Raw genomic sequence first — 21,765 nt, forward strand, 5'->3', positions numbered from 1 at the left:
GTAACTGCGGGGAATGTTTGGACTTCCGGCCGCTGTTGTCTGCAGATTTCTTCGATTGAACCGCTATTTGCGGTTGAAATCCGCAGACAAAGGCGGACGCGTTCGCTCCTCCAGTTCCAAACTTCCCCTCCGTTACTTTCACCTGCATCTCGGATTTTCAGTTCAAGACCTTATCTGCTTAGATTCATCCACCCAAGTCTTAATGCCCAAAAAAGCGGCCGGGCCGCAAACGGGGAGTCCCCCGGGCCCAGCCGCTTTTTATTGTCATTATAACCCTTGAACTGTGGGACAAGACCCAAAGTCCAAACACAGTGTTGTAAACAGCTTTCGCAGGTTGATGCCTGCGCACTGGTTTACTGAAAAGATAAGGCAAGCTTAGTAACCAAAAGCACGCTGTACTTACGCGTTCTGGCCGTGGCAGTTTTTGTACTTTTTGCCGCTGCCGCAAGGGCAAGGATCGTTGCGGCCAATCGCAGCCTGAACATGCACCGGCTGCTTCTCGGCAGGCTCGCCATTGGTGGAGATTTTGTTCTCCTCCACTACGGATTGCCGTTCCTGGTTGGTTTCAATATGCGCCTTCATAATATAGGTCGCAACTTCTTCCTGAATGGTGGCAGTCATGGCATTGAACATTTCAAAGCCTTCAAACTGATATTCGCGGAGCGGGTCAGTACCGCCATACGCGCGCAGGTGAATCCCTTGACGAAGCTGATCCATCGCATCAATATGATCCATCCATTTGCTGTCTACGGAGCGAAGCACGATAACCTTCTCGAATTCACGCACCAGCTCAGAGCCAAGGCGTTCTTCGCGGGCTGCGTATTTCTCCAGCACAAGGTTGAAGATGTATTCGATGATCTCCTCAACTTCCTTGCCCCACAGATCATCGCGGGTCAACTGGCCTTCCTCCAAAAGCTTGCTGTTCACATAATCAGCAACCTCCTGCAGCTCCCAGTTCTCCGGAATATCGTCACTGCAGTGGGCATGAACGATACGGTCAATAACCGGCTTGATCATTTCAACCACAATGTCTTTGATATTGTCAGACTCCAGAATCTCGCGGCGCTGCTTGTAGATAATCTCACGCTGCTGATTCATGACGTCATCATATTGAAGGACGACTTTACGGATATCGAAGTTGTTGCCTTCAACACGTTTTTGGGCGGATTCTACAGCGCGCGTAATCATGCGGCTCTCAATCGGCTGATCCTCTTCAAAACCAAGTCGGTCCATCATGTTCAGCACGTTGTCTGCACCAAAACGCTTCATCAGTTCGTCGCCGAGCGACAGGTAGAACTGAGTGGAACCCGGGTCGCCTTGACGTCCCGCGCGTCCTCGCAGCTGATTATCGATCCGGCGCGATTCATGGCGTTCTGTACCAATAATATGCAGACCTCCAAGATCCGTCACACCTTCACCCAATACGATATCCGTACCGCGTCCCGCCATATTCGTAGCAATGGTTACTGTTCCCGGCTGGCCGGCATGCGAGATAATCTCTGCTTCTGCCGCATGATGCTTCGCATTCAGCACCTGGTGTCTGACACCTTTGCGTTTCAGCATCTCGGATACACGTTCCGAATTTTCAATGGATACCGTACCTACCAGTACAGGCTGATTCTTCTTGTGGCGCTCCACAATTTCCTCTACAACCGCGTTAAACTTGCCGTTTTCGCTTTTGTACACAACGTCTGGCATATCCACACGCTGGTTCGGCTTATTGGTCGGCACCTGCAGAACTTCCAGACCATAAATCTTCTTGAACTCTTCTTCTTCGGTCTTCGCGGTACCCGTCATGCCACCCAGCTTGCGGTACATCCGGAAGTAGTTCTGGAATGTAATCGTGGCCAGGGTCATGCTCTCATTCTGCACCTGAATTTCTTCTTTGGCTTCAATAGCCTGGTGCAATCCGTCACTGTAGCGGCGTCCCGCCATCAAACGGCCGGTAAATTCATCAACAATAACAACCTCATCCTCATTCACTACGTAGTCCACGTCGCGGCGCATAATGACGTTCGCCTTGAGCGCTTGAACAATGTGATGATTCAGGGTTACATTGCTGTGGTCATACAGGTTCTCAACGCCAAAGGCACGTTCTGCCGTAGCCACACCTTTTTCAGTCAAAGCCACGGATTTCACCTTAATATCAACCGTATAATCTTCTTCAGCAGTAAGTCTCTTCACGAAACGGTCTGCTGCATAGTACAGCTCCGTCGATTTCTCAGCTTGCCCGGAAATAATAAGAGGAGTCCGCGCTTCATCAATCAGAATGGAGTCAACTTCATCAATAATACAGAAATAGAGCGGGCGCTGAACCATTTGCTCCTTATAGAGCACCATGTTGTCGCGCAGGTAGTCAAAACCGAATTCATTATTGGTACCATACGTAATATCGCAGGCATAAGCTTCTTGTTTATCAGCATGGTCCATGCCGTTCAGGTTCACCCCAACCGTCATGCCCAGAAAGTTATAGATTTGTCCCATCTGCGCGCTGTCGCGCTGAGCCAGATAGTCATTGACCGTTACGACATGCACACCTTTGCCAAGCAATGCATTCAGGTAGACTGGCAGAGTACCTACCAGCGTCTTGCCTTCACCTGTCTTCATCTCGGAGATCCGGCCTTCATGCAGCGCCATGCCTCCAACCAATTGAACGTCAAAATGCCGCATGCCCAGCGTCCGTTTGGAAGCTTCGCGTACGGTTGCAAATGCCTCTGGAAGAAGTTCTTCCAAGGTTTCGCCCTTCTCGATCCGGGCACGGAATTCAGCAGTCTTGGCTCTCAATTCTTCATCGGAAAGCGATACAAAATCGGGCTCCAACCCATTAATTACATCGACCGTCTTCATCAGACGTTTGACATCACGTTCGTTGGTGTCGCCGAATATTTTTTTTACAAGTCCTAGCATGGTTAACCCCTTTCATGCAACACAGATGGTGGAACCGAGCCCATCCTCACTAATATTGAAAGGGCCATATAAGATTTCGATTCCGCTGCTTCATAAATTGTAACAGTTTGTAAGACAAGCCGCAATACAAGCAGCCCCAACCTTATTTTTCAAGTCAGCCCTCTACTGCCAAAGTGCCGTTAATTTGTCATACTCCCATCACATATATACGAACAAGAGCCCTATTCGCTTAAGGCGAATAGGGGCTCGGTTAATTTTCTGCGTGAGTTTGAAGCAAACCGCCTATCCCAAGTCCCGGCCGGGCTTCATGCACCAGACCTAGTCTTGTTCGATCAGACCATATTTGCCGTCATTGCGTTTGTAAACAACGCTGACTTCAGAAGTGTCGATGTTGGAGAACACGAAGAAATTATGTCCAACCATGTTCATTTGCAGGATCGCTTCTTCTACGTCCATCGGCTTCAAGGTGAAGCGCTTGTTCCGCACAACCTCCAAATCATCGTAATCCTGTTCCTCCACAGCAACGCTGCTTGGTGCGCCTTCCACGAAGAGTGTTTTCAGGCTTCCTTCCTGGCGGAATTTACGATTAAGCTTGGTCTTGTGCTTGCGGATTTGGCGTTCCAGCTTGTCCACCACGGCATCGATGGATGCGTACATATCATCGCTGCGGTCTTCCGCACGAAGCGTTACACCTGCCAGCGGGATTGTTACTTCCACCGTATGAAGGCCGCGAACGACGCCAAGCGTCACATATCCTTCTGAGGTAGGGGGTGCATCGAAATACTTCTCAAGTCTGCTGAGCTTCTTATCAACATAATCTCTCAAAGCGTCGGTCACTTCAATTTGTTGACCTCGAATGCTGAATTGCATGGGCACTCCTCCTTTGTTTACATAGCCATTATACCAAATTGTCAGGGCTAAGTAAAAAACAAATCATGACAGCCTTTACATTCACCTAACAAAAGGTGTAACTGTATGCCGGAGCAGAAGAAGCGGCTGTTTGCGTGCAAGCAGAAACGGCTTCGCTGTCCTTTTAAGGAGCCTATGCTTCCGAAACAGCGGTACAGAGTATCGCTTTCAAGTATCGTTTCAGTCGGAAATAGAAGGATAAAGGAAAAAAATCCGGAAAGAGCTGCAGACAGCCCCTTCCGGATAATAGTTCAAGCTATTTAACTTTACTGCCAAAAAGTGTTGGGCTTCAAGTCTTCTCTCCAAGCATAATCAGAAAAATTATTTCGTATGAATCCGTATAACTTCAACAGAGGACCAGGTAGTGCCATGTCCGCTGACGAGGTAAACCTTGTAGCCGGTAGCCGCTGTAAGACCGCTCAGTGGATGAGTGTGACCTACACCAGGCTGCGTAGAAATGGTGCCTCTTAATGCAGAAGATAACAGTGTCCCGGCACTATCCTTGCCTTCCGCCACTTGAGTGGCTGTAGGGACTGCCGCATTATCCTTCAGCACAACATATCTAACCTCTTGAGCTGTCCCGCCTGCCTTGCCGTATTTGACATACACATCAGCCGTCACAGTACCGATATTCCCTGGCTGTGCTACAACAATGGCATTCGCACCAGCCGATGCGGTTTTCAAGCGGACAGTGGCTACAGAAGACCAGTTGCCGTAGCTGTCTGCAACCGTTACATAAGTAGCGTATTCCGTATCAGCCGTTAGTCCATACACCGTGAAGGACACGGTAGTGCCTGCCGTAACCGCTTGGGTTCCATGATGAACGCCTGCCGTTCCGGCAGCAATTTGTCCATTTTTCACCTGCTGCGCACTTGGTGCACTTACATTGATGGCATATGGCGCAACTACGTAATACACAGCACCCGTTACATTAGGCGTCAAGTAGACGTCCGCAGTCACAGAACCAACGTGTCCATACGCAGCGTTGGTTACTGTCGGTGTAATGAAACCGCCACCACCGCCGCCGGAACCGCCACCACCGCCGCCCGGAACTGTGGTTGGTGCCGGTGTTGGGCTAGTTGTTGGAGCCGGTGAAGTTGTTGGCTTAGGCGTAGGAGTTGGAGTTGGAGTCACCCCAGGAGCCGAAGGCTTTTGAGCCACCGAATTGCTGATAATTCCAACAGCCTCTGCCCGGGTTAATGCCCTCTTGGGACCGAAAGTTCCATCCGGATAACCTTTGATGACTTTCTTGTCGGCCGCTGCCGCAATAGCTCCACGGCTCCAGGCCGCAAACTGGCTGCTGTCCTTAAACTTGGTTGTAGACGCCTTAGTGTTCAGCTTCAAAATCTTGGCTGCAATAACAGCAGCCTCTTGCCGTGTAAGCGAAGCGTTGGGACGGAAGGTATTGTTCTCATACCCGCCGATGTATCCGGCTTTTACCGCTTTGGCAACTTCACTGTAGTACCAGTTCGATTTCTTGAGGTCCTTGAAGCTGATTGTTGCCGTATCGGTATAACCGAACAGGCGGTTAACCAAAGCCACATACTCTGCACGTGTAATGGCTTTGTTGGGCTTAACAGTACCGTCCTGGTACCCTCCCAGATAACCTTTATCAAGCCAGGCCTGCAATTGCTTTTGTGCCCAGTGCCCTTTAATATCCTTGGGTACCGGCGCGGCTGATACACTGCCGAGTGAACCTAACAGCATGCTGATTCCCAGCAGTCCGGTCACAAGACCACGCCACTTCTTTTTCATTTTGCTGTTCATCCTCCTAGAGTAAAGTGTATTGTGCGTCGAGGCAAGACAAAAAGCTCAACGTATTCTATTACCCGGATAATGTGAAAAAGTTGCGTTTCATGAAAAAATTTATAAAAATACAAAAAATAAACAATAATTGTTCCCAAAGATCAGACAATTCCCATAAAACATATGCCTCTTAATCCAGTTTGTTCCATTGCCGATATATATATCTATAGGGTTACAGAATCTGTACGCTCTTCTTATTCGTTCAAAAATATTCAGGAGGTATAACTTTATGAGAATTACGTCTCAAATCCCGTACCAGACCCCTGCTAGCAGTACTCCGCGGCTTGATACAGCCGCCCAAAAATCCATTGCTCAGTGGCATAATGCAGATTCGTCCGGTGCCATCACCTATGACCAGGTCGAAATCAGTGAGAAAGGCCGACAGCTGGCAGCTGACGCCATTCAATCACATCCAGCAAAATATTATGGAACAGCAGAAATCAACGAAGCCCTGACCCAGGTCCTGGAAGGAAAGCCGGCGGAAGTTGCTGATGCTGTATACGGTATCATAGAATCCAACTTCATCGTAGATGGAAACGTAAATGACGATGAGAAACGAAAGGCACTGCTCGAAATGGGAATTTCACAGTCCAAATATATTGCAGAAAATTATATGGAAGGTGAGCAGGCGGACAAGTTCCTAAAGACAATGAATACAATTGCAGCTGTCGCTTCTACCCGGTCTACCGATCCGGTAACAGGTGACATCAGTTATAAATTGCCGTCAAGCCGTCCGGCAGGTGCTCCAGAAGATTATATAAATCCTTCCGAATTAATGAAACAAGCTGACCCGGAAACGTACAGCCGATTTATGAACGACATTTCCCTCGGAGGCAATGGACTGGATATACTTCTTGATTTTGTGAAAAAGGTTCCCAAACATCCGGAGTGGGCAGATCAATTCAAGGAACAAACTGCACAGAATGATCAGCTACTAAACAATACACATATTCAGAACCGGTTCGACACTGCAGACACCAGCTCTCCTGCGGCATTTCTGGAGAGCATGCAAAGTATTTTGGCTGACTCATCTCTGAAGGATGATGCTTATCTTCAAAATATGCATGGATTCTATAAAACCCTCGGCATCATTAAATCTTGAAGCCAGGCCTTCGTTGAGCAGCAGAGGTTAAAATGCTAAATATGCGGCAAACCAAGTATGGGAGAACCGACACTTTTTCATTCTGCTTTTAATCTTCCTGAGTGTTTGCTGGGCATGGGCCTAGGCTTGCTGTATCACTCCTAAGCACCTTTCCCGTTCAAAAGCCATACGCCTGAGCAAAAAGAAAGTACGCCGAGGCAAGATAGAAAACCCAACGTTTTATTACCCAAATATTAGGACTTTTTAACGTTTTCCCGTAAAATAATTTTACTCAATGACTAATTTCAGTTTAAATTCGCCACATTTGAGTTGACTTTTTGTAAAGAAATCACAAAAAAGACCCTGGAGAAAATCTCCAGGGTCTATGCTAGCGTTGTCTCAATTGCTAACCATCTACCGTATATGTAGGTCGGCTGCGCCGGATGATTATAATTTGATGACGTTAGCTGCTTGTGGTCCGCGTGCACCTTCAACGATGTCGAACTCTACGGATTGGCCTTCATCCAATGTTTTGAAACCATCAGTTTGAATCGCGGAGAAGTGTACGAATACGTCGCCACCATCGGCAGTTTCGATGAAACCGTAACCTTTTTCTGCGTTAAACCATTTTACTTTACCTTCCATTGATTAAACATTCCCTTCGTCATCAGATGAACGTGAGTCTTGCTCACAAATCGACTATACCACCGCAGCTTCTCCATTGTCAATTGGAAAAGAAAATGTTTACCTTCTATATTTTACCACGTATAATAAGTGAACTTTTCTTCTACAAAATTCTACAAATGACGCAGATAGCGGCTGAATTGTATCGTCAATTAAGAGTCTTTAACCAAAATGTTTTGGAATGAAACATCTAATAGAAGATGATTTATAAAAGAGACAATCGCTCAATAGATGGAGCATAACCATAATTCTTGGCTAGGGTATATTGCTGTCTTGCCTTTTCCAGATCGCCTATTACCTCGTAATATACACCTAAATTATGGTGGGCAGCAAAGCTACCTGTCCCTATGACACTTCCCTCTTGTTCCGTTTCACCAATCTCAAGCGCTCTTAAGTAAAAACGTTCGATATACGGAATCAGATCACTATATTGATCAGGATCGCTAAGAATGAGCTCAAGAAGAAAAAGAGCAGAGACAAAATAAAAATCCGCAGACTCACTAAGAAAATCCTGCTCAGCTTCAACTATGGCCAGTCCCTCATCCAAGTGACCTGAAGCAATGATCGCATACAAAAAATTGACGATAAGACTCGGAGCATATCCTTCTTTATGAGTGATTTTACTATATGCCTGTTTCAATGAAGCATACGTTTTATCATGTTCGTCTATTCCACGATATTCCTTGGCAATTTGATAGTAGTAATATGGGTCTTGGGGATTCTCCTCAATTACCTGTAAGAGTATTGGAATATTTCTGTCTGACTTCTTTTTTTCAAAGTAACCATCATGCTGAATCTCTACATCCACTCTCACTCTGGGCAGGTCAGATACTATCTGTTCATGAATTTTCCCGGAATATCGGCAACTGGATGGGAAAAGGCGTGAAATATAGCTTTGCTCAAAGCTCACTCCATCTTTCGACATAAATTTATCTATTCTTTTTATTTGGCCTATGGCAGGAGAATGGGATATGAAACTATATATCTCATCTTCACAGTCGTTAGAAATAAATTCATCTGCATCCAATACCAAACTCCACTCACTGGTCGCCTGTGAAAGCGCAAAATTACGTGCAGCAGCGAAGTCGCTGGTCCACTCGTAATCGAATACCTTGGCTTGAAACTCTGCAGCGATTCGCTTAGTCCCATCTGTTGAACCAGTGTCAACAATTATTATTTCATCAACGAATTTAGAGACACTTCCCAGGCAGCGTTTCAAGGTGACTTCCTCGTTCTTTACAATCATGACTAGGGAAAGTTTCATCTTATCCATCCTAAAAAGTCTAATTTTGAAATAGCAGAGATCACACAAAATTCTTTAGAAAACAATAGATAGTTCACCCTTATATGCCAATTTTCTGATTTATAAAACGCAGCAGCAGGAAGTAATGAGCCTTCTCGCATTCCAGCATCCTAATACAACACTTTCTGTCAGGTGGCTTACAGCGATTTTACAGAGCCGATTGTATTCATCGTAAAATCTTTGCGCCTATCTGAAGTACACATGATGGACAACAAATTATAGCTCGCAAGTTTTGTATAGCTGCCCTCAGCAATAGGAAGATATTCCCGCGCACAATTTCTAGGCGTTCGTTAAGTTGTATGGTCGGCCATTTATTTTTTTGGTTCGCTACCAGCTCATCTGTAAGAACACCCACAGTCAGCTTGTCGCACCGTTACTTCGACTGACGGATCAAATTAAGATGCCCATGTAGATAATATCATCCTCTTTGAGTTCATTAAATCTGGACATAGTTACCATTTGCCTACACGGCCACACAGCAGTCTGCGTTTATTTGATCGACAATAACAACCTCATACCCCCGAGCGCGAAGTTTCGGCTCGCATTCGAAGATTACCTCACGGGTACCATTCCCATACCTGGACAATTACCTTTCCAGCATTGCCCCGATGTCTTTCACTTTATTGTAACAGGGGACAACCATGCTCACTTACTTCGCATTGTTTAAACACCTCGTATATTTTAAGCCGTCAATAAAAAAGTAGTAATCGAATATATTCATTTCCTCAAGCTGCTTGGCTATTTCTTTATGATAGATGCTTGCAATAATTAGCCGTGAATTCTCATCCATTAACACAGGCAATTCGGAAGGAGATCGCACGGGTACACCATATGCTAAACTCCCCCATGCGGCTTTACGATTATCAAAAGCGCAAACTACATTCAACCCATTGCTGTAACGCTCTAACCAAATCCGCAGGCTATCACCAGCACCGAAGATGTACACCTTTTTATTTTCAATACCGCATAGCATGTCTGTATAGGCACGAACATACTCTTGGTAAGACCGGCCCAAATCCACAATACTATGATCCCGGTGCTTTGGTTTGCGATCTTTCGCATCCGGCTCGTATAGCCCGCCAGGATAAGATGCAATTAGCGTTTCCTTGTAGCCGACAGGCACTGGAATTTTTAAATCTTCAAAGTCCATTTCAACACTTTCCGAGAACCACTTCTTGTCATACACCCTTCTGCCATGCTCGCCCATTACAACGGGGATAGCGTAATATAACTGGTTAGAATACTTTGAGCAGAAGCGTTCATACCGCTCTGCAAAAAAGTCGTATTGTCCAGATATTCCGCCGGCACCGTAACAAAATCCCTCTTTACTTTCGGAGATCTCAGGCCCCTCACATTCATCGAGGGCAGCCGAAGCGTACATTTGAATTTGCATCTTCAAAGCGGTTTCCTGAACGCGCTTTGCAGCATCGCCGCCGGGCATATCGTCTAGAGGAAGGATGTCGATATAGGCTCCCATGTGACCGCCTCGCGTATATCCATTAGGAAAGTTCGAGAGGACCGTCGTATCGATTCGCTGCAGCCTTATATAATGGGGAGCGGCAGCAGGATCATTTTGCGGTGTCTGCAGGAAATAGGGTTCACTGAACCAATGCTGCGAAAGCCGGAGACGATCATATTCCTTACGCGGCAAGGCAATATCAATATCGTCATCCCAAGGGATAAATCCTTTATGACGTACCGCGCCGAGAAGAGTTCCAAACATGGCGAACCAGGTTAGCCCTTCACGCTTTGCGACCCTTGTAAATTCTTTTAGAATATCAAGTTCAACGACCTGTAACTCATTTAGTTTATTCACCAATTAATTCTCCTAAGCGTCATGTCACCGAATACTTCGGTGCTCATTTTGAAATCCGGCTTGTTCAGATAAATCATTAGACCGCTCTGAAATCCATCCCATATCCCCACGATACCCGGGGGTTGCCCTCTGCATTTCAATTCCCATGCGCCAAAGCACCCTTCGCCCAGTCAATTCTGTTAACCATCACCGCGTCTACACTGAGATCTCTTGCAAGTTTAAGCTCATCATCATTCGTAACCGTCCACGGACGTATCATTATGCCCCGTTTGCGGCAATCTTCAGCGAGCGATGGATGGCGCAGCATATGAACGCTAGGATGCAGCGCTTCAGCTCCAACCTTTTCGCATTGCTCCCCAGTGACCAATATTTCCCCGCCGCATAGCAGCGCAGTTTTGGATGACGGCTCAAGCAGCTTTATTTTCTGAACAGAATAGTGGTTAAATGACGACCATATAATCCTGTCGCAGATGCCGTACTTTTCTACTAATTTTAACGCAATAGGTTCAATCCCATCGTAATAGATGACACCTGTTTTCAACTCTATATTGATAGTCAATCCTGTCGGTTTCAATAATTCCAATACTTCTGCCAGCGTTGGCACTTCCATAAAGAGCGGCTTAGTGCGGCCGCTTTTATTGAAATTGAGCTTTTTTATTTCAGAAAGGGTAAAGTCCTTTACCCACCCTTGTCCATTGCTCGTTCGGTCAACAGTTTCGTCGTGGATGACGACGATCTCTCTGTCCTTGGTAAGCTGAATGTCAAGCTCTACTCCTTCAGCGCCCATTTGGGCTGCCATTTGAAAACCAACAAGCGTATTTTCTGGCGCGGAAGAATAGGCCCCGCGATGACCCCATATTTTCATTAAAGCCACTCCGCCCTTCCATGTGTAACGATCTTATCTTTACCCGCGCCAAATCTCACAAAGCGTATCTGTCTCTTCTCTGTGTTAACGAGCATAATATCAAATGCTTCTTGCGAGGGCTCCCCGAGTTTTCGATCAGGGGTGATAAAGCCTTCCGGCTTATATTCCGTAAATGCTTCACACTTGGAATTTACTATGGATATAATAGGAAAGCTTTCTTCATTGTCCAAAAAGTCTGCATGGTTATGACCATTTATAAAGGCAAGTATTTTTCCGGCATGATTGTTCAACAACCCCATCAACTCGTTTTCGCCACGCATTTCCTTTGCCCAATACTGTAAGCGTCTAATAGACGTTAGGTGGGAAAAGATCACAATTTGCCAATCATCAGGCGTGTTTTCTAGTTGTTTATTTAGCCACTGGATGCATGCTGCGTTGTATCCATAACGCAATGTCTCATACGGGTCGAAGGAGTCCAAGAATATAAAACGCAGTTTATGTGCACCAAAATCAATGGAATATCGCGGTTCGTCTTTGCCTAAATAAAGCTCGCACTGTTCTTTTAAGGAAAACTGATCCGGGTTATTCCCGAAATAGTTTGTGTCATGATTGCCAAGCGTCACCCATACAGGTATTTCGCACTTTTTTAAGTCTCCAAGAATCTGTTCTACATAATAGCGGCTCACCTCACGCGTTACCATGCCATCCGTGAAATCCCCGAGGTGAATGATCCCATCAAAGCCTAATTCTTTATGCAGTTGTTGGATGGATACAGACGTGTCATCCCAAGTCCCGTTTACTGTATAATGTGTATCGGTCAACAACGCAAAGGAAAGTTCATTCTTTTCCCGTACATCCATAACACACTCCGAGACCCGCTCTATTTCATTTCTGAGCCACGGCTTCATTTCAGATAGGGGAGTTGCATTTTTTTCAAAAGAAAGAATACGATTGATATCCTCAAAACCTTCAAATTCTGTTCCATTCATTTTCCTTAGACATACACGAAAGTAAACGTACTCCGTAAATATATAATCGTCTTGCCTGTAGCTGCTGCCGCTTAAATCCTGCCGGTAAACCGTCCAGCTCTCATCCGGCGCATAGGCATAGGTGTAAATCCAACGACCTTGTATCTCCGGCGCGTAGGTTGCAACGTTGAACTTATACGCCGGATCCATAAGCCGCAGTCTATCGCCAGGCTGTGCCAAATAAAAAAGAGGGGTGCTTAGCATCTCAGGATGTCCCAGCTCTTGAGAGCCATCAACTGCGCGTAGCTTCATCCCTGCCAAACCTGTTAATGATTGCTTCAAGCGCTCAACTCCTCAATCACATTCATAACGATTATTTTTGAGCTTCTTTCAGCTCTTTTCTTGCTGCATCCAGCGAGTTTCTGACGATTTGCCACATATCGTAATACTTGTATTCAGCCAGCCTGCCGCCGAAAATAATGTTTTGTTCACTTTCAACAAGTCCTTTGTAACTTAGATAACGCGCATTGTTCCTTTGATCATTAACCGGATAATAGGGTTCATCTCCGTTCTCATACTCTTTTGAATACTCGCGCGTAACTACGGTTTTAGGCTGAGTGCCAAATTCAAAGTGTTTATGTTCAATGATGCGCGTAAACGGAGTTTCCTTATCCGTGTAATTTACAACGGCGTTACCTTGGAAATTAGGTTGATCAAGAATTTCCGAATCAAAACGCAGTGTGCGGTACTCCAACGGGCCGAATTGGTAATTGTAGAACTCATCAAGCATTCCTGTGTAAACAGTCTTTGTTGCAATTTGATCAAAGTATTCTCTCTGTGCAAAATAATCCGTATTCAGTCTGACCTCGCTGCCCTCAAGCAGCTTTTCAATGATCGGCGTATACCCACCGACTGGTATTCCCTGGTACTGGTCGTTAAAATAGTTATTATCCCAAGTGAAACGAACGGGCAGGCGCTTAATAATAAACGCAGGTAAGTCCTTGCAGTCACGCCCCCATTGTTTTTCTGTATAGCCTTTGATCAGCTTTTCGTAAATATCGCGTCCGACCAATGAAAGAGCCTGTTCTTCGAGGTTCTGTGGATCATCACATTTCAAACGTTGCGTCTCTATAATCTGTTCTGCTTCCTTCGGATCAGAAACGCCCCACAACCGATAGAATGTATTCATATTAAAAGGCAGATTGTATATCTCACCATTAAAATTCGCTATTGGCGAATTGGTATAACGATTAAATGTCGCAAAACGATTTACATACTCCCAAACTTCTTTATCATTGGTGTGGAAAATATGCGCGCCGTATTTGTGCACGTTAATATCTTCTACTTGTTCCGTATAAATATTTCCTCCGATATGATTACGCTTATCGATCACTAGGCAAGTTTTATTGCACTTCATAGCTTCATGTGCAAATACAGCCCCAAAGGGCCCGGCACCGACAATCAAGTAATCGTACTTCATGAATACATCACCGCCTTTTTAGACTTCTCATAGATTTTATCCCCGCTTTTCCATTAGGATGAGAAATCTCTACATCACTGAGTTTGACCTGTTATCTGTTTTCTTAACGCCTTTTGCAGCATAGATGAGCTTGTGCTTTGTGTATATGGGAAGAACTCAAGCTCCGCTCCTAAACTACGAAGCTGCATTTGAAGTCTTGTCCAAGAAAGTTCGCCGTCATGGTCACTCCCTGAGAACAAGCAGCCATAACGCAAATCTTTCCATGCATCAATTTTATTTGTATTGTGTTTATCGACCGGAACGACTCTATCCACATATTTGCACTGCTTAACAATCTCAATACGCTCTTCAAAGGGGATAAACGGGGTTTTATGCTTTTCAGTTTCAATGATCTCATCTGTTAATACTCCTGCAATCAAGTAATGACTGCGCTCCTTGCATCTTTTAAGAAGGTTAAGATGACCAATATGAAACAAGTCAAAAGCTCCTGTTACATAACCTATATTATATTTTCCGTCAGAGATTGTATCGGCAACGGTCAATGGCAGTAAATCATCAATACTTTTCTGGTAAATACGATAACTGTCCTCATAAATACCCATAGAGTTTAATTGCTCGACTATCGGTTGATAATTTGCGATTGCTATAACAATCCGGTATGTTCCATAAATAAGATTACTAGCTTCATAAGGTGATTTTACAACTATTCCCCGTTTTACTGTTCCCCAATTATCCTTGTTGTTATCAATAATAAAATCCGTTTTATACCGTTGCCCATATTTATCCAAAAAATAATCCGCATATTTTCCAGAGCCAAAAAGAACTAGACTTTTATCATTGAGCCCTGAGACGGGGTCAAAAAGCTTAATTAAACTGTCGCTGCTCAACTTCATTGTCCTCCTATTGCTTCTATAAATACGCTCGGAATCATTCATCCACATTGAACGTCCTGTATATATATCCCGGTTTACTATCTTTTTGCTTAACTCATTTTCCACTTTCAAAAAGTAATTCCATAAACGTTCTAACTTATATCTTTCCTGCATTTGTTTTAGCGGAATCAGTTGTTCAGTCTCAGGTATAAAATTATAGATATCATTCACAGCTCGGAACATAACATATCCTGCCGGGCAATCATCCGTTGTATATTCCTGATCAAAAAACAAAAGTTCTTCATTGAAGAAGAAGCAATTAACGGGGATCATTTCAACATACGCCTTTTTTAGTATAGGTCCCCAATCTTCATTTTGCGCCATGCTTGATAGTGAATTATTAGAAGTATAATCCGACGAATTTAATATGTGCTTATACAGTAGATCTAAGCAATTAAAAAAAGCCTGCGCATTCTTGTCATCGACCAGCTGCCTTAAATAGTTCGATAATGTGGGCGCTTCAATTTTATCCATGACTGCAATGCCGTTTTCAATCGATATTTTAAGCGACGGTATTTTTCTTTCTATCTGTTCTTCGGCATTGCTTTGTAATTCTTTAAGCCCTTGTAGTCCTTCGTCATATATTGGTATCTTTCTTACCTTGTCGTCGCTGCATATAACCGTGGCAAATCCTCTGCTGCGGCTCCTTTCTGAAGAAATTGCAGCATACAGGATATTACTGGATTTAACATTGTTCCCGCACTCGGCAATAAAGTAATTGGAAAAGGAGGTCAGTACATTATTTTGAGCAAGGATACGATATAGGTTCTTCTCACTTAGAACTCTCTCGTTGTTGTTAGGGTTATAAGCCTTTATACGCTCGGTTATATCCTCTGATGGAGGATTATCATCTGTATATATGAGTTGAGGATTTCTATAGTCGGGAAACGGATAATAGAGTTTTATGGAGTTAAAATGCATATTTTCAAGAAAATTCAGAAGCTCACTGCGGCTGAATCGATGCGTACCAAAGTGATTATCGGTTATTCCTTCAAACGGTAATCCCGATTGGATGTCTCTTTCTCCGCAAAAAAAACGGACACCCATGCGGTTTGGAATTACGGCAAGAATTTTCCCTTTTGGTGCGAGCAGGCTTTTCATAGCTGAAAAGTAAATTTCATAGTCTTTTTCACTCAAACTGTCATTACTTTCGTCAATTGCCCAAATGATATAATCGAAGACTTGCTCGGATTTTTTTTGATACTGTATCACATCGGAATTTATAACACTGAGATTTTTGACATTATTCATACGCTTTTTAAGAAAGTGCGCACGATATCCGTCTTGTTCTACAACGACAATGCTTTCGCATCTTCTGCATACGCTCATTAAGAATGCGCCAAAAAATCCGCCGATGACCAATACTTTCGAGGTGCTTTCAAACGGATACCATGCGAACAAACCGTTTGGAATATCGCTTAGATAGCGTGAAACCTCCAGACGCTTATCCTTTCTTATAATATCGGTGAAATTATTATCAGGACGCGAATTAATATATGCACCTATATCAGCGTCAATTTCATTTAACGGATGAGGAATACCGTTAACCATAACTTAGCTCCGTTCATTGAAAATTTTAGGTAATGTTCATTGACTCTGCAAATAAGCTTTACTTAACAATAAAGTATCTGCATCCAAGCTATATGCATAAATATGATCATCAGCAATGCCCATGCTTACTAATTGGTTCTTTATTTCTTGACGGTGAGCTTTGTTAGCAACGATATATGCTGCCTGCGGGTAATCCCGAACAGCCTGTTCCGGCGGAATTATAGGCTTTCCTTGCAAATCATTGCCCCACAAATCAGAATTATTATCACAGCATGCTTCAATTTTATCTATTCCGTTTATTTCGAGCAAAACAGAAACAAAATCCCCGAATAAACCACATCCGAAAACAACAATTTGATCAACAGCAGACAATTTTTTTAACAAACAGGAAAGCTCTCTGCGTTTCTCAGTTTCGGCAATTATATAATAATCATATAGATCTATCGGATCTTGTATCATTAATTCTAATTCCGACCATTCTTTAAGCGATAAATGTTCAGATGCAATATGATTTTTATTCATTCCTTGTTTCAATTTGCCGGAGATGATTTGCAGATCCGATATTGCCGAACCCCAAACGCTGCCCGAAATCGCCATCAATCTAATTCTTTGATTTGTTTGACGAAACATTTTGCAATAGCTTAATGTACGCCACATTTCATCTTGATATTGAAGCAAACCATCTGCATATTGATACTCTTGAACAATGTAATGGAAAGCCTTGTGATTATATACTGAAGCATTTGGATTATCCTGCCGATAATGATAAAATATTTTATCCACATAAACTGCTTTTTGCGCTTTACAAAAGGTCTGAATAAGAAAACCTATGTCTTGATAGGCAGCGCCGGGAGTTTCATTCAATCGTATGGATTTAATAAGATCATTTTTATATAAGCCTGTCCATAAGTAATAATCCCTAAGAATAAGTTCCGGTGTTACACTTGGATTGACAGTAATCATACCATGATCAGGAGCAAATTCTTTTTTTGTGAAAACTTCAATTTTACTGGTATATGATATTCCTCCGGTCAAACCAAAAAACCTTTCTGCACTTCCCTTAACATAATCTGCTTGTGATTGCGAAGCTAGGCTATATAAGATTTCATACATATTTAATTCTATATAGTCATCAGTTTCTACAATTCCGATATAGTCACCATGAGCCATTGAAATTCCCAGGTTTACTTGGTAGCCGTAGCTTCTTTTATCAGAGTGTATAATATGAACTCTATTGTCCTGTGATTCGTATTTTTTCAATATTTCAAGAGTTCCGTCTGTCGACCCTGCATCTACAACAATTATTTCCATGTCCTTCAGTGTTTGGTTTATTACACTTTCCATACACTGTTCAATATAATCTGCCACGTTTAAGGACGGCATAATTACAGAAATTTTCGGCATTTCATTTAACTCCTTATACCATCAACTAAATCCGATATAAACTTTGCCGCGCGCTCGCTTGCATGTCCGTCTTCATGAACACCGTACTTTTCCATAAATTCATCAACTTGCCTTACATATTCTTCCTGGTTGAAATTTTCAATATTATTTGCCAGGTCTTCGTTTGATTCCGCAATGGAAAATGGGAGAGTATCATAGTCAATCAGCAGCTTACGTTCACCGTTGATATATTCCTTGCGGTCAGGTGCAAACAAAAACACAGGCTTCCTTACAAAAGCAGGCTCAAACATAATGCTTGAATAATCTGTAATCATTACATCTGCAGCGGCAACAAGCTCCTGACTATCAGGGTAATCGCTGGCATCAATAACATAATTTAATAATTTCATTGATTTGCTTGCTTCGGAAACTAACGGATGTAATCTCAAAAGAACACTCCACTCATCAGAAAATCTACTAGCCAGCTTATCAACTATTAATTCGTAATCGATATTTGTCTCATAAGCCTCACGTATATTATATTCATCTTGCTTGTAGCGAAATGTCGGTGCATATAGCAGAATTTTTTTGCTATTATCCAAATTATAAAAACTACATATTTTTTGTCTATATTTACTCTCGTTAAAAAGAACATCAGAACGCGACGAGCCAGCCTGTATAATCTTACCTTTAAAGCCAAAGCCGCTTCTGCAAGTATCTGTATCAAACTTACTACCTGTAATAATATAATCAATCATTTCTGAATTGTGTTTGCACATTGCAATTTCAACAGCGTCATTGCGAAATGTTGTAAAGTCAAACCCAAACGTTTTTAATGTAACGCTGGACCAATGTTTAACTTGTACATAAATCTGTTCCGGTCGTTTTTGAATGTCTAATGGAACCATATCATCATGTATCCATATCTTAGCTGTTCGCATCTCATGAATATATTTCTTTCTATTTTTCCAATATACAAGCCTGATACCTTTCGGCACATTTAACGTTAAATCGTTAACAATCCAAACAATGTCCAAATCATTGCGCAGTTTTAATAGCTGTTCAGCAATATATTTTCCATGTCCAAAATAACCACCGGTGGTGTAAAATACAAGCTTATTTTGTTCAATTTTATCAGTGCGTTTCGTTATAATACTATTAGTAATATGATCTTTAGCCGTAATGAAGGATTTTCTTCTTATAGCTTCCATTGTGAGCAATGAAAAATAATTGCATATTCCTAAGTGTTCAAGTTGCTCTGCAATTTGTTCAAATGCTTTAAGGTTAGCTATTAGAATAACTATATTATCATTTTTATACTGCTTTAATACGGAAACATCTAATACTTTCTTTTCCTGACACTTATCCAATGCAATTTTATCAATAAACAAATTAATCGGAAGCCCATGCTTTTTTTCATCATTATCAATAATGCCTACAATATTTTCGGTATAATTTTCAAAATAGAAGTCAGCACCGTAACCAATACCGAATATAAACACAAATTTATTTTTTTTGAAATTATCAAAGTCTTCCCATGTCTGAAAATTAAATTTATCTATGCCAAATCTATGATTTGTATCATCTAATATATTTTCTTTTATATCCATATTAAGTATCATTCCTTTCGCTATGCTCAAGGCAAATTTCTCAAAATAAATTAGTATGAACACCAATTATATAGGGAACTTGCAGGCAACTGCTTCTTTTTTAAATTCCCAAAAATCTCTTCCTGATATTTCTTGTTGGCGGCTATGATTACAAGTGTTTCGTTGTCAAATTCAATTTCATTGAAAGGATATACCGGAATATATTCAATTACGGACTCATTTCCATTCATCTCTGTAACAATAAAGGCATCTATTTTTATGTCAATAAAATTCATAAAATGAAGACAATCTTTTCCTAATAAACCCGCTCCATATATATATACTTTTTTGTAATTCCGATACATCTTTTTTAATTCTAATGACTTAGCATCAAATTGATCCAAATCATATATATACCGAAGACCTAATGAACTTCTAAGCCTTTCAAATGCCTTTGATAAGGCGATCGTAAAATATCCTAAGCTTTCTTCTGCATAACGGTCTGTCATAACCCATTTACTTCCATATCCGGCATCCTTAGCAACATATTCCAATATTCGCTCAACCGCATGACTTAATGTTCCATCATCAGCCAATGGTTCAACATCAAAATCCTCGTATTTCCACTCATGTTCAAAAAGCTTTCTTAAAGCATCAACCCTTGCCCAATAAACTGTTCCTAAAGCCATAGGAGAGATTTCTTTGTTGATATCGCAATTCAAGTTGAGACAACCTGCCAACTCGATGGTATTTTCATAATTGTTAAACCAATTATTTCTATATGAAAAGGAAATACGCTCACTAACTGGAATAGGTGGGAGCAGTAAACCTACTTGCGTATTTTTATCAAAATAGGAAAGTACATTATATATATACGTTGTACTTCCTAGCATATTTTCCCACTGGGTATAGATCCATTTGTTCGTATCAGCTTTCATTTCTGGATCTTTTTCCTTTTTATCGTGCAAAAAGCAAATATACTTATAGTTCAAAATCTCTTTGCGGCAAGCTACTAAAAAAGAACTTATATCCCTGCCGCGATTATTTTTCTGTATCATTCTGCAATTTTCTCTATGCCTAGCATAATTTTCAATTTTCCTGTTTAATTCATCATTAGAGGTGGTAAAATATACAGTAATCTCTTGAGGTATATTATCCATATATTTTTTATACTGATTAAAAGTATCCGAATAATGCAGATGAATAACCACAGCAACCCGGTTGCTTAAATTTTTTTTGTCAAATCCATCTGTTAAGTAGTCGATTGAAAGAATACAATTTAGATTTTCCAAATTTTCATAAGCAATACCCATAATTCTCCCTTCAAATCCCAAAAATCTTTGAATCAGTTAACTATCACTATTTATTTCTCTTAAAATATCGAATAATGAAATTACTTCAAAAGAGCAATACCTTTTAATATTTTTTTCTATTTCTTTAAAAGAATTTACTGGCGATACTACAATAGCATCAACCTTTCGCATATTTTCATCAAGTGAAATTACAGGAATATTGGCATTTTTGATATCGTTTCTTTTATCTATACAATATTCAACTTCCACCCCTATATTTTCCATAATTCTATATAATTCTTTTCCATATACTCCAAATCCATATATGGAAATGTTATGAATATCCTTTGAGTGAAAATATTGTTCTAACTGATTCGATGTAACCTTATTCAATAGTTTTTCTAACTCAGCATAATCTTCGTATTTCAATATTTTCGAATCAGTCATGTATCTGAATTGTTTTTCCTCAGTATCTCCCATTAAGTTTAACTTCAAAAATATGTCTCTAAAATTCCGACCTGATAGACTCATTTGTTTCCAATTAAAGGATGCATTATTACCATCTTCCTCATGTACATACAAAATATCCTCATTTATATTAACCCTAACATTATGCACCATCATAAGTGCCCATAAAAAATGATCGTCCCATCCATTATGCACCATTAAGTTATTAAGCCATTCTTGAGGTATACTATCTCTTTTGATAAGCAGCTGTCCTAATGAAACTAAAGGATAACCATGATCCAAATATTCTTTAAAAGAATAATCTTTTTCAATAGGGTTAGATAAAGAAAAAATCTTTTCACCATTTCTGTACAAACCATTACAAATTACAGCTTCTCCATCCTTTAAATGTTGTAACTGACTAGTTAAATAATCCACATTCAATATGTCATCTTGATCCAAGAACACAATATATTCACCTGTTGCATATTGTGCCCCAACAATTCGAGAGTAATGAATTCCCATATTACGTTGATTATCTAATACATGAATGGATACCCTACATTGATTTTTCCATTGAGGCAATACGATAGGTTGCTCAGGAAAATCATTTACAAAGATGATTTCCAGTCTAATATCATCATTTGAGTCACTCCACTGCTGTAACATATCAACCAAATTTTTTATATATTTATTACCCTTGTATATTGGAACAATTATACTGCATATCATCTTTTATTCCCCACTTTTGA

Annotated in this window: 15 protein-coding genes; 1 reads left to right on the forward strand and 14 read right to left on the reverse strand. The window is 41.6% G+C overall.

Annotation, left to right across the window (positions count from 1 at the left end; translation table 11 throughout):
• Nucleotides 1–399: 399 nt before the first annotated feature.
• From secA to BLQ82_RS24130, 3 genes are all read right to left on the reverse strand, one after another.
• The gene (secA, locus tag BLQ82_RS24120) at nt 400–2,907 is read right to left on the reverse strand and encodes a preprotein translocase subunit SecA (RefSeq protein ID WP_062523061.1); all 2,508 of its coding nucleotides are present in this window, start codon (nt 2,905–2,907) and stop codon (nt 400–402) included.
• A gap of 318 nt (nt 2,908–3,225) precedes the next feature.
• Entirely contained in the window at nt 3,226–3,777 is a 552-nt protein-coding gene (hpf, locus tag BLQ82_RS24125; protein ID WP_020431975.1) for a ribosome hibernation-promoting factor, HPF/YfiA family, read from the reverse strand.
• 360 nt (nt 3,778–4,137) lie between these two features.
• Nucleotides 4,138–5,571, reverse strand: a complete 1,434-nt coding sequence (locus BLQ82_RS24130; protein WP_074648584.1) for an S-layer homology domain-containing protein — start codon at nt 5,569–5,571, stop codon at nt 4,138–4,140.
• A 280-nt stretch (nt 5,572–5,851) separates the two neighbouring features.
• On the opposite strand from BLQ82_RS24130, the gene BLQ82_RS24135 reads away from it, so the two are divergent.
• On the forward strand, nt 5,852–6,724 hold the full coding sequence (locus BLQ82_RS24135) for a hypothetical protein (RefSeq protein WP_062523064.1): 873 nt from the start codon (nt 5,852–5,854) through the stop codon (nt 6,722–6,724).
• 426 nt (nt 6,725–7,150) lie between these two features.
• Here BLQ82_RS24135 and BLQ82_RS24140 read toward each other — a convergent pair whose 3' ends face one another.
• From BLQ82_RS24140 to BLQ82_RS24190, 11 genes are all read right to left on the reverse strand, one after another.
• Entirely contained in the window at nt 7,151–7,348 is a 198-nt protein-coding gene (locus BLQ82_RS24140; RefSeq protein ID WP_019915069.1) for a cold shock domain-containing protein, read from the reverse strand.
• A 244-nt stretch (nt 7,349–7,592) separates the two neighbouring features.
• On the reverse strand, nt 7,593–8,651 hold the full coding sequence (locus tag BLQ82_RS24145) for a tetratricopeptide repeat-containing glycosyltransferase family 2 protein (RefSeq protein WP_244280975.1): 1,059 nt from the start codon (nt 8,649–8,651) through the stop codon (nt 7,593–7,595).
• A gap of 688 nt (nt 8,652–9,339) precedes the next feature.
• Nucleotides 9,340–10,506, reverse strand: coding sequence for a LicD family protein (locus BLQ82_RS24150; protein ID WP_062523066.1), 1,167 nt, complete (start codon nt 10,504–10,506; stop codon nt 9,340–9,342).
• 136 nt (nt 10,507–10,642) lie between these two features.
• Nucleotides 10,643–11,371, reverse strand: a complete 729-nt coding sequence (locus tag BLQ82_RS24155) for a glycerophosphodiester phosphodiesterase (RefSeq protein ID WP_062523068.1) — start codon at nt 11,369–11,371, stop codon at nt 10,643–10,645.
• On the reverse strand, nt 11,371–12,681 hold the full coding sequence (locus BLQ82_RS24160) for a metallophosphoesterase family protein (protein WP_062523071.1): 1,311 nt from the start codon (nt 12,679–12,681) through the stop codon (nt 11,371–11,373). Before BLQ82_RS24160 ends, BLQ82_RS24155 begins: the two co-directional genes overlap by 1 nt.
• Before the next feature lie 31 nt (nt 12,682–12,712).
• Nucleotides 12,713–13,819, reverse strand: coding sequence for a UDP-galactopyranose mutase (gene glf, locus BLQ82_RS24165; RefSeq protein WP_062523073.1), 1,107 nt, complete (start codon nt 13,817–13,819; stop codon nt 12,713–12,715).
• A 74-nt stretch (nt 13,820–13,893) separates the two neighbouring features.
• Nucleotides 13,894–16,302 (reverse strand): adenylyltransferase/cytidyltransferase family protein, encoded by a 2,409-nt coding sequence (locus BLQ82_RS31605; RefSeq protein ID WP_143013537.1) that lies wholly within the window; start codon nt 16,300–16,302, stop codon nt 13,894–13,896.
• Between the two features lie 36 nt (nt 16,303–16,338).
• A complete protein-coding gene (locus BLQ82_RS24175; RefSeq protein ID WP_062523075.1) occupies nt 16,339–17,706 on the reverse strand; it encodes a glycosyltransferase family 2 protein in 1,368 nt (455 codons plus the stop codon).
• A 5-nt stretch (nt 17,707–17,711) separates the two neighbouring features.
• Nucleotides 17,712–19,295 (reverse strand): CDP-glycerol glycerophosphotransferase family protein, encoded by a 1,584-nt coding sequence (locus BLQ82_RS24180; protein WP_163704295.1) that lies wholly within the window; start codon nt 19,293–19,295, stop codon nt 17,712–17,714.
• 50 nt (nt 19,296–19,345) lie between these two features.
• Nucleotides 19,346–20,587, reverse strand: a complete 1,242-nt coding sequence (locus tag BLQ82_RS24185; RefSeq protein ID WP_062523079.1) for a rhamnan synthesis F family protein — start codon at nt 20,585–20,587, stop codon at nt 19,346–19,348.
• A gap of 36 nt (nt 20,588–20,623) precedes the next feature.
• Nucleotides 20,624–21,745, reverse strand: coding sequence for a glycosyltransferase family 2 protein (locus tag BLQ82_RS24190; RefSeq protein WP_062523081.1), 1,122 nt, complete (start codon nt 21,743–21,745; stop codon nt 20,624–20,626).
• Nucleotides 21,746–21,765: the final 20 nt, after the last annotated feature.

Source organism: Paenibacillus jilunlii, assembly GCF_900102965.1.
In the GTDB taxonomy this organism is placed as follows: Bacteria; Bacillota; Bacilli; order Paenibacillales; family Paenibacillaceae; genus Paenibacillus_AQ; species Paenibacillus_AQ jilunlii.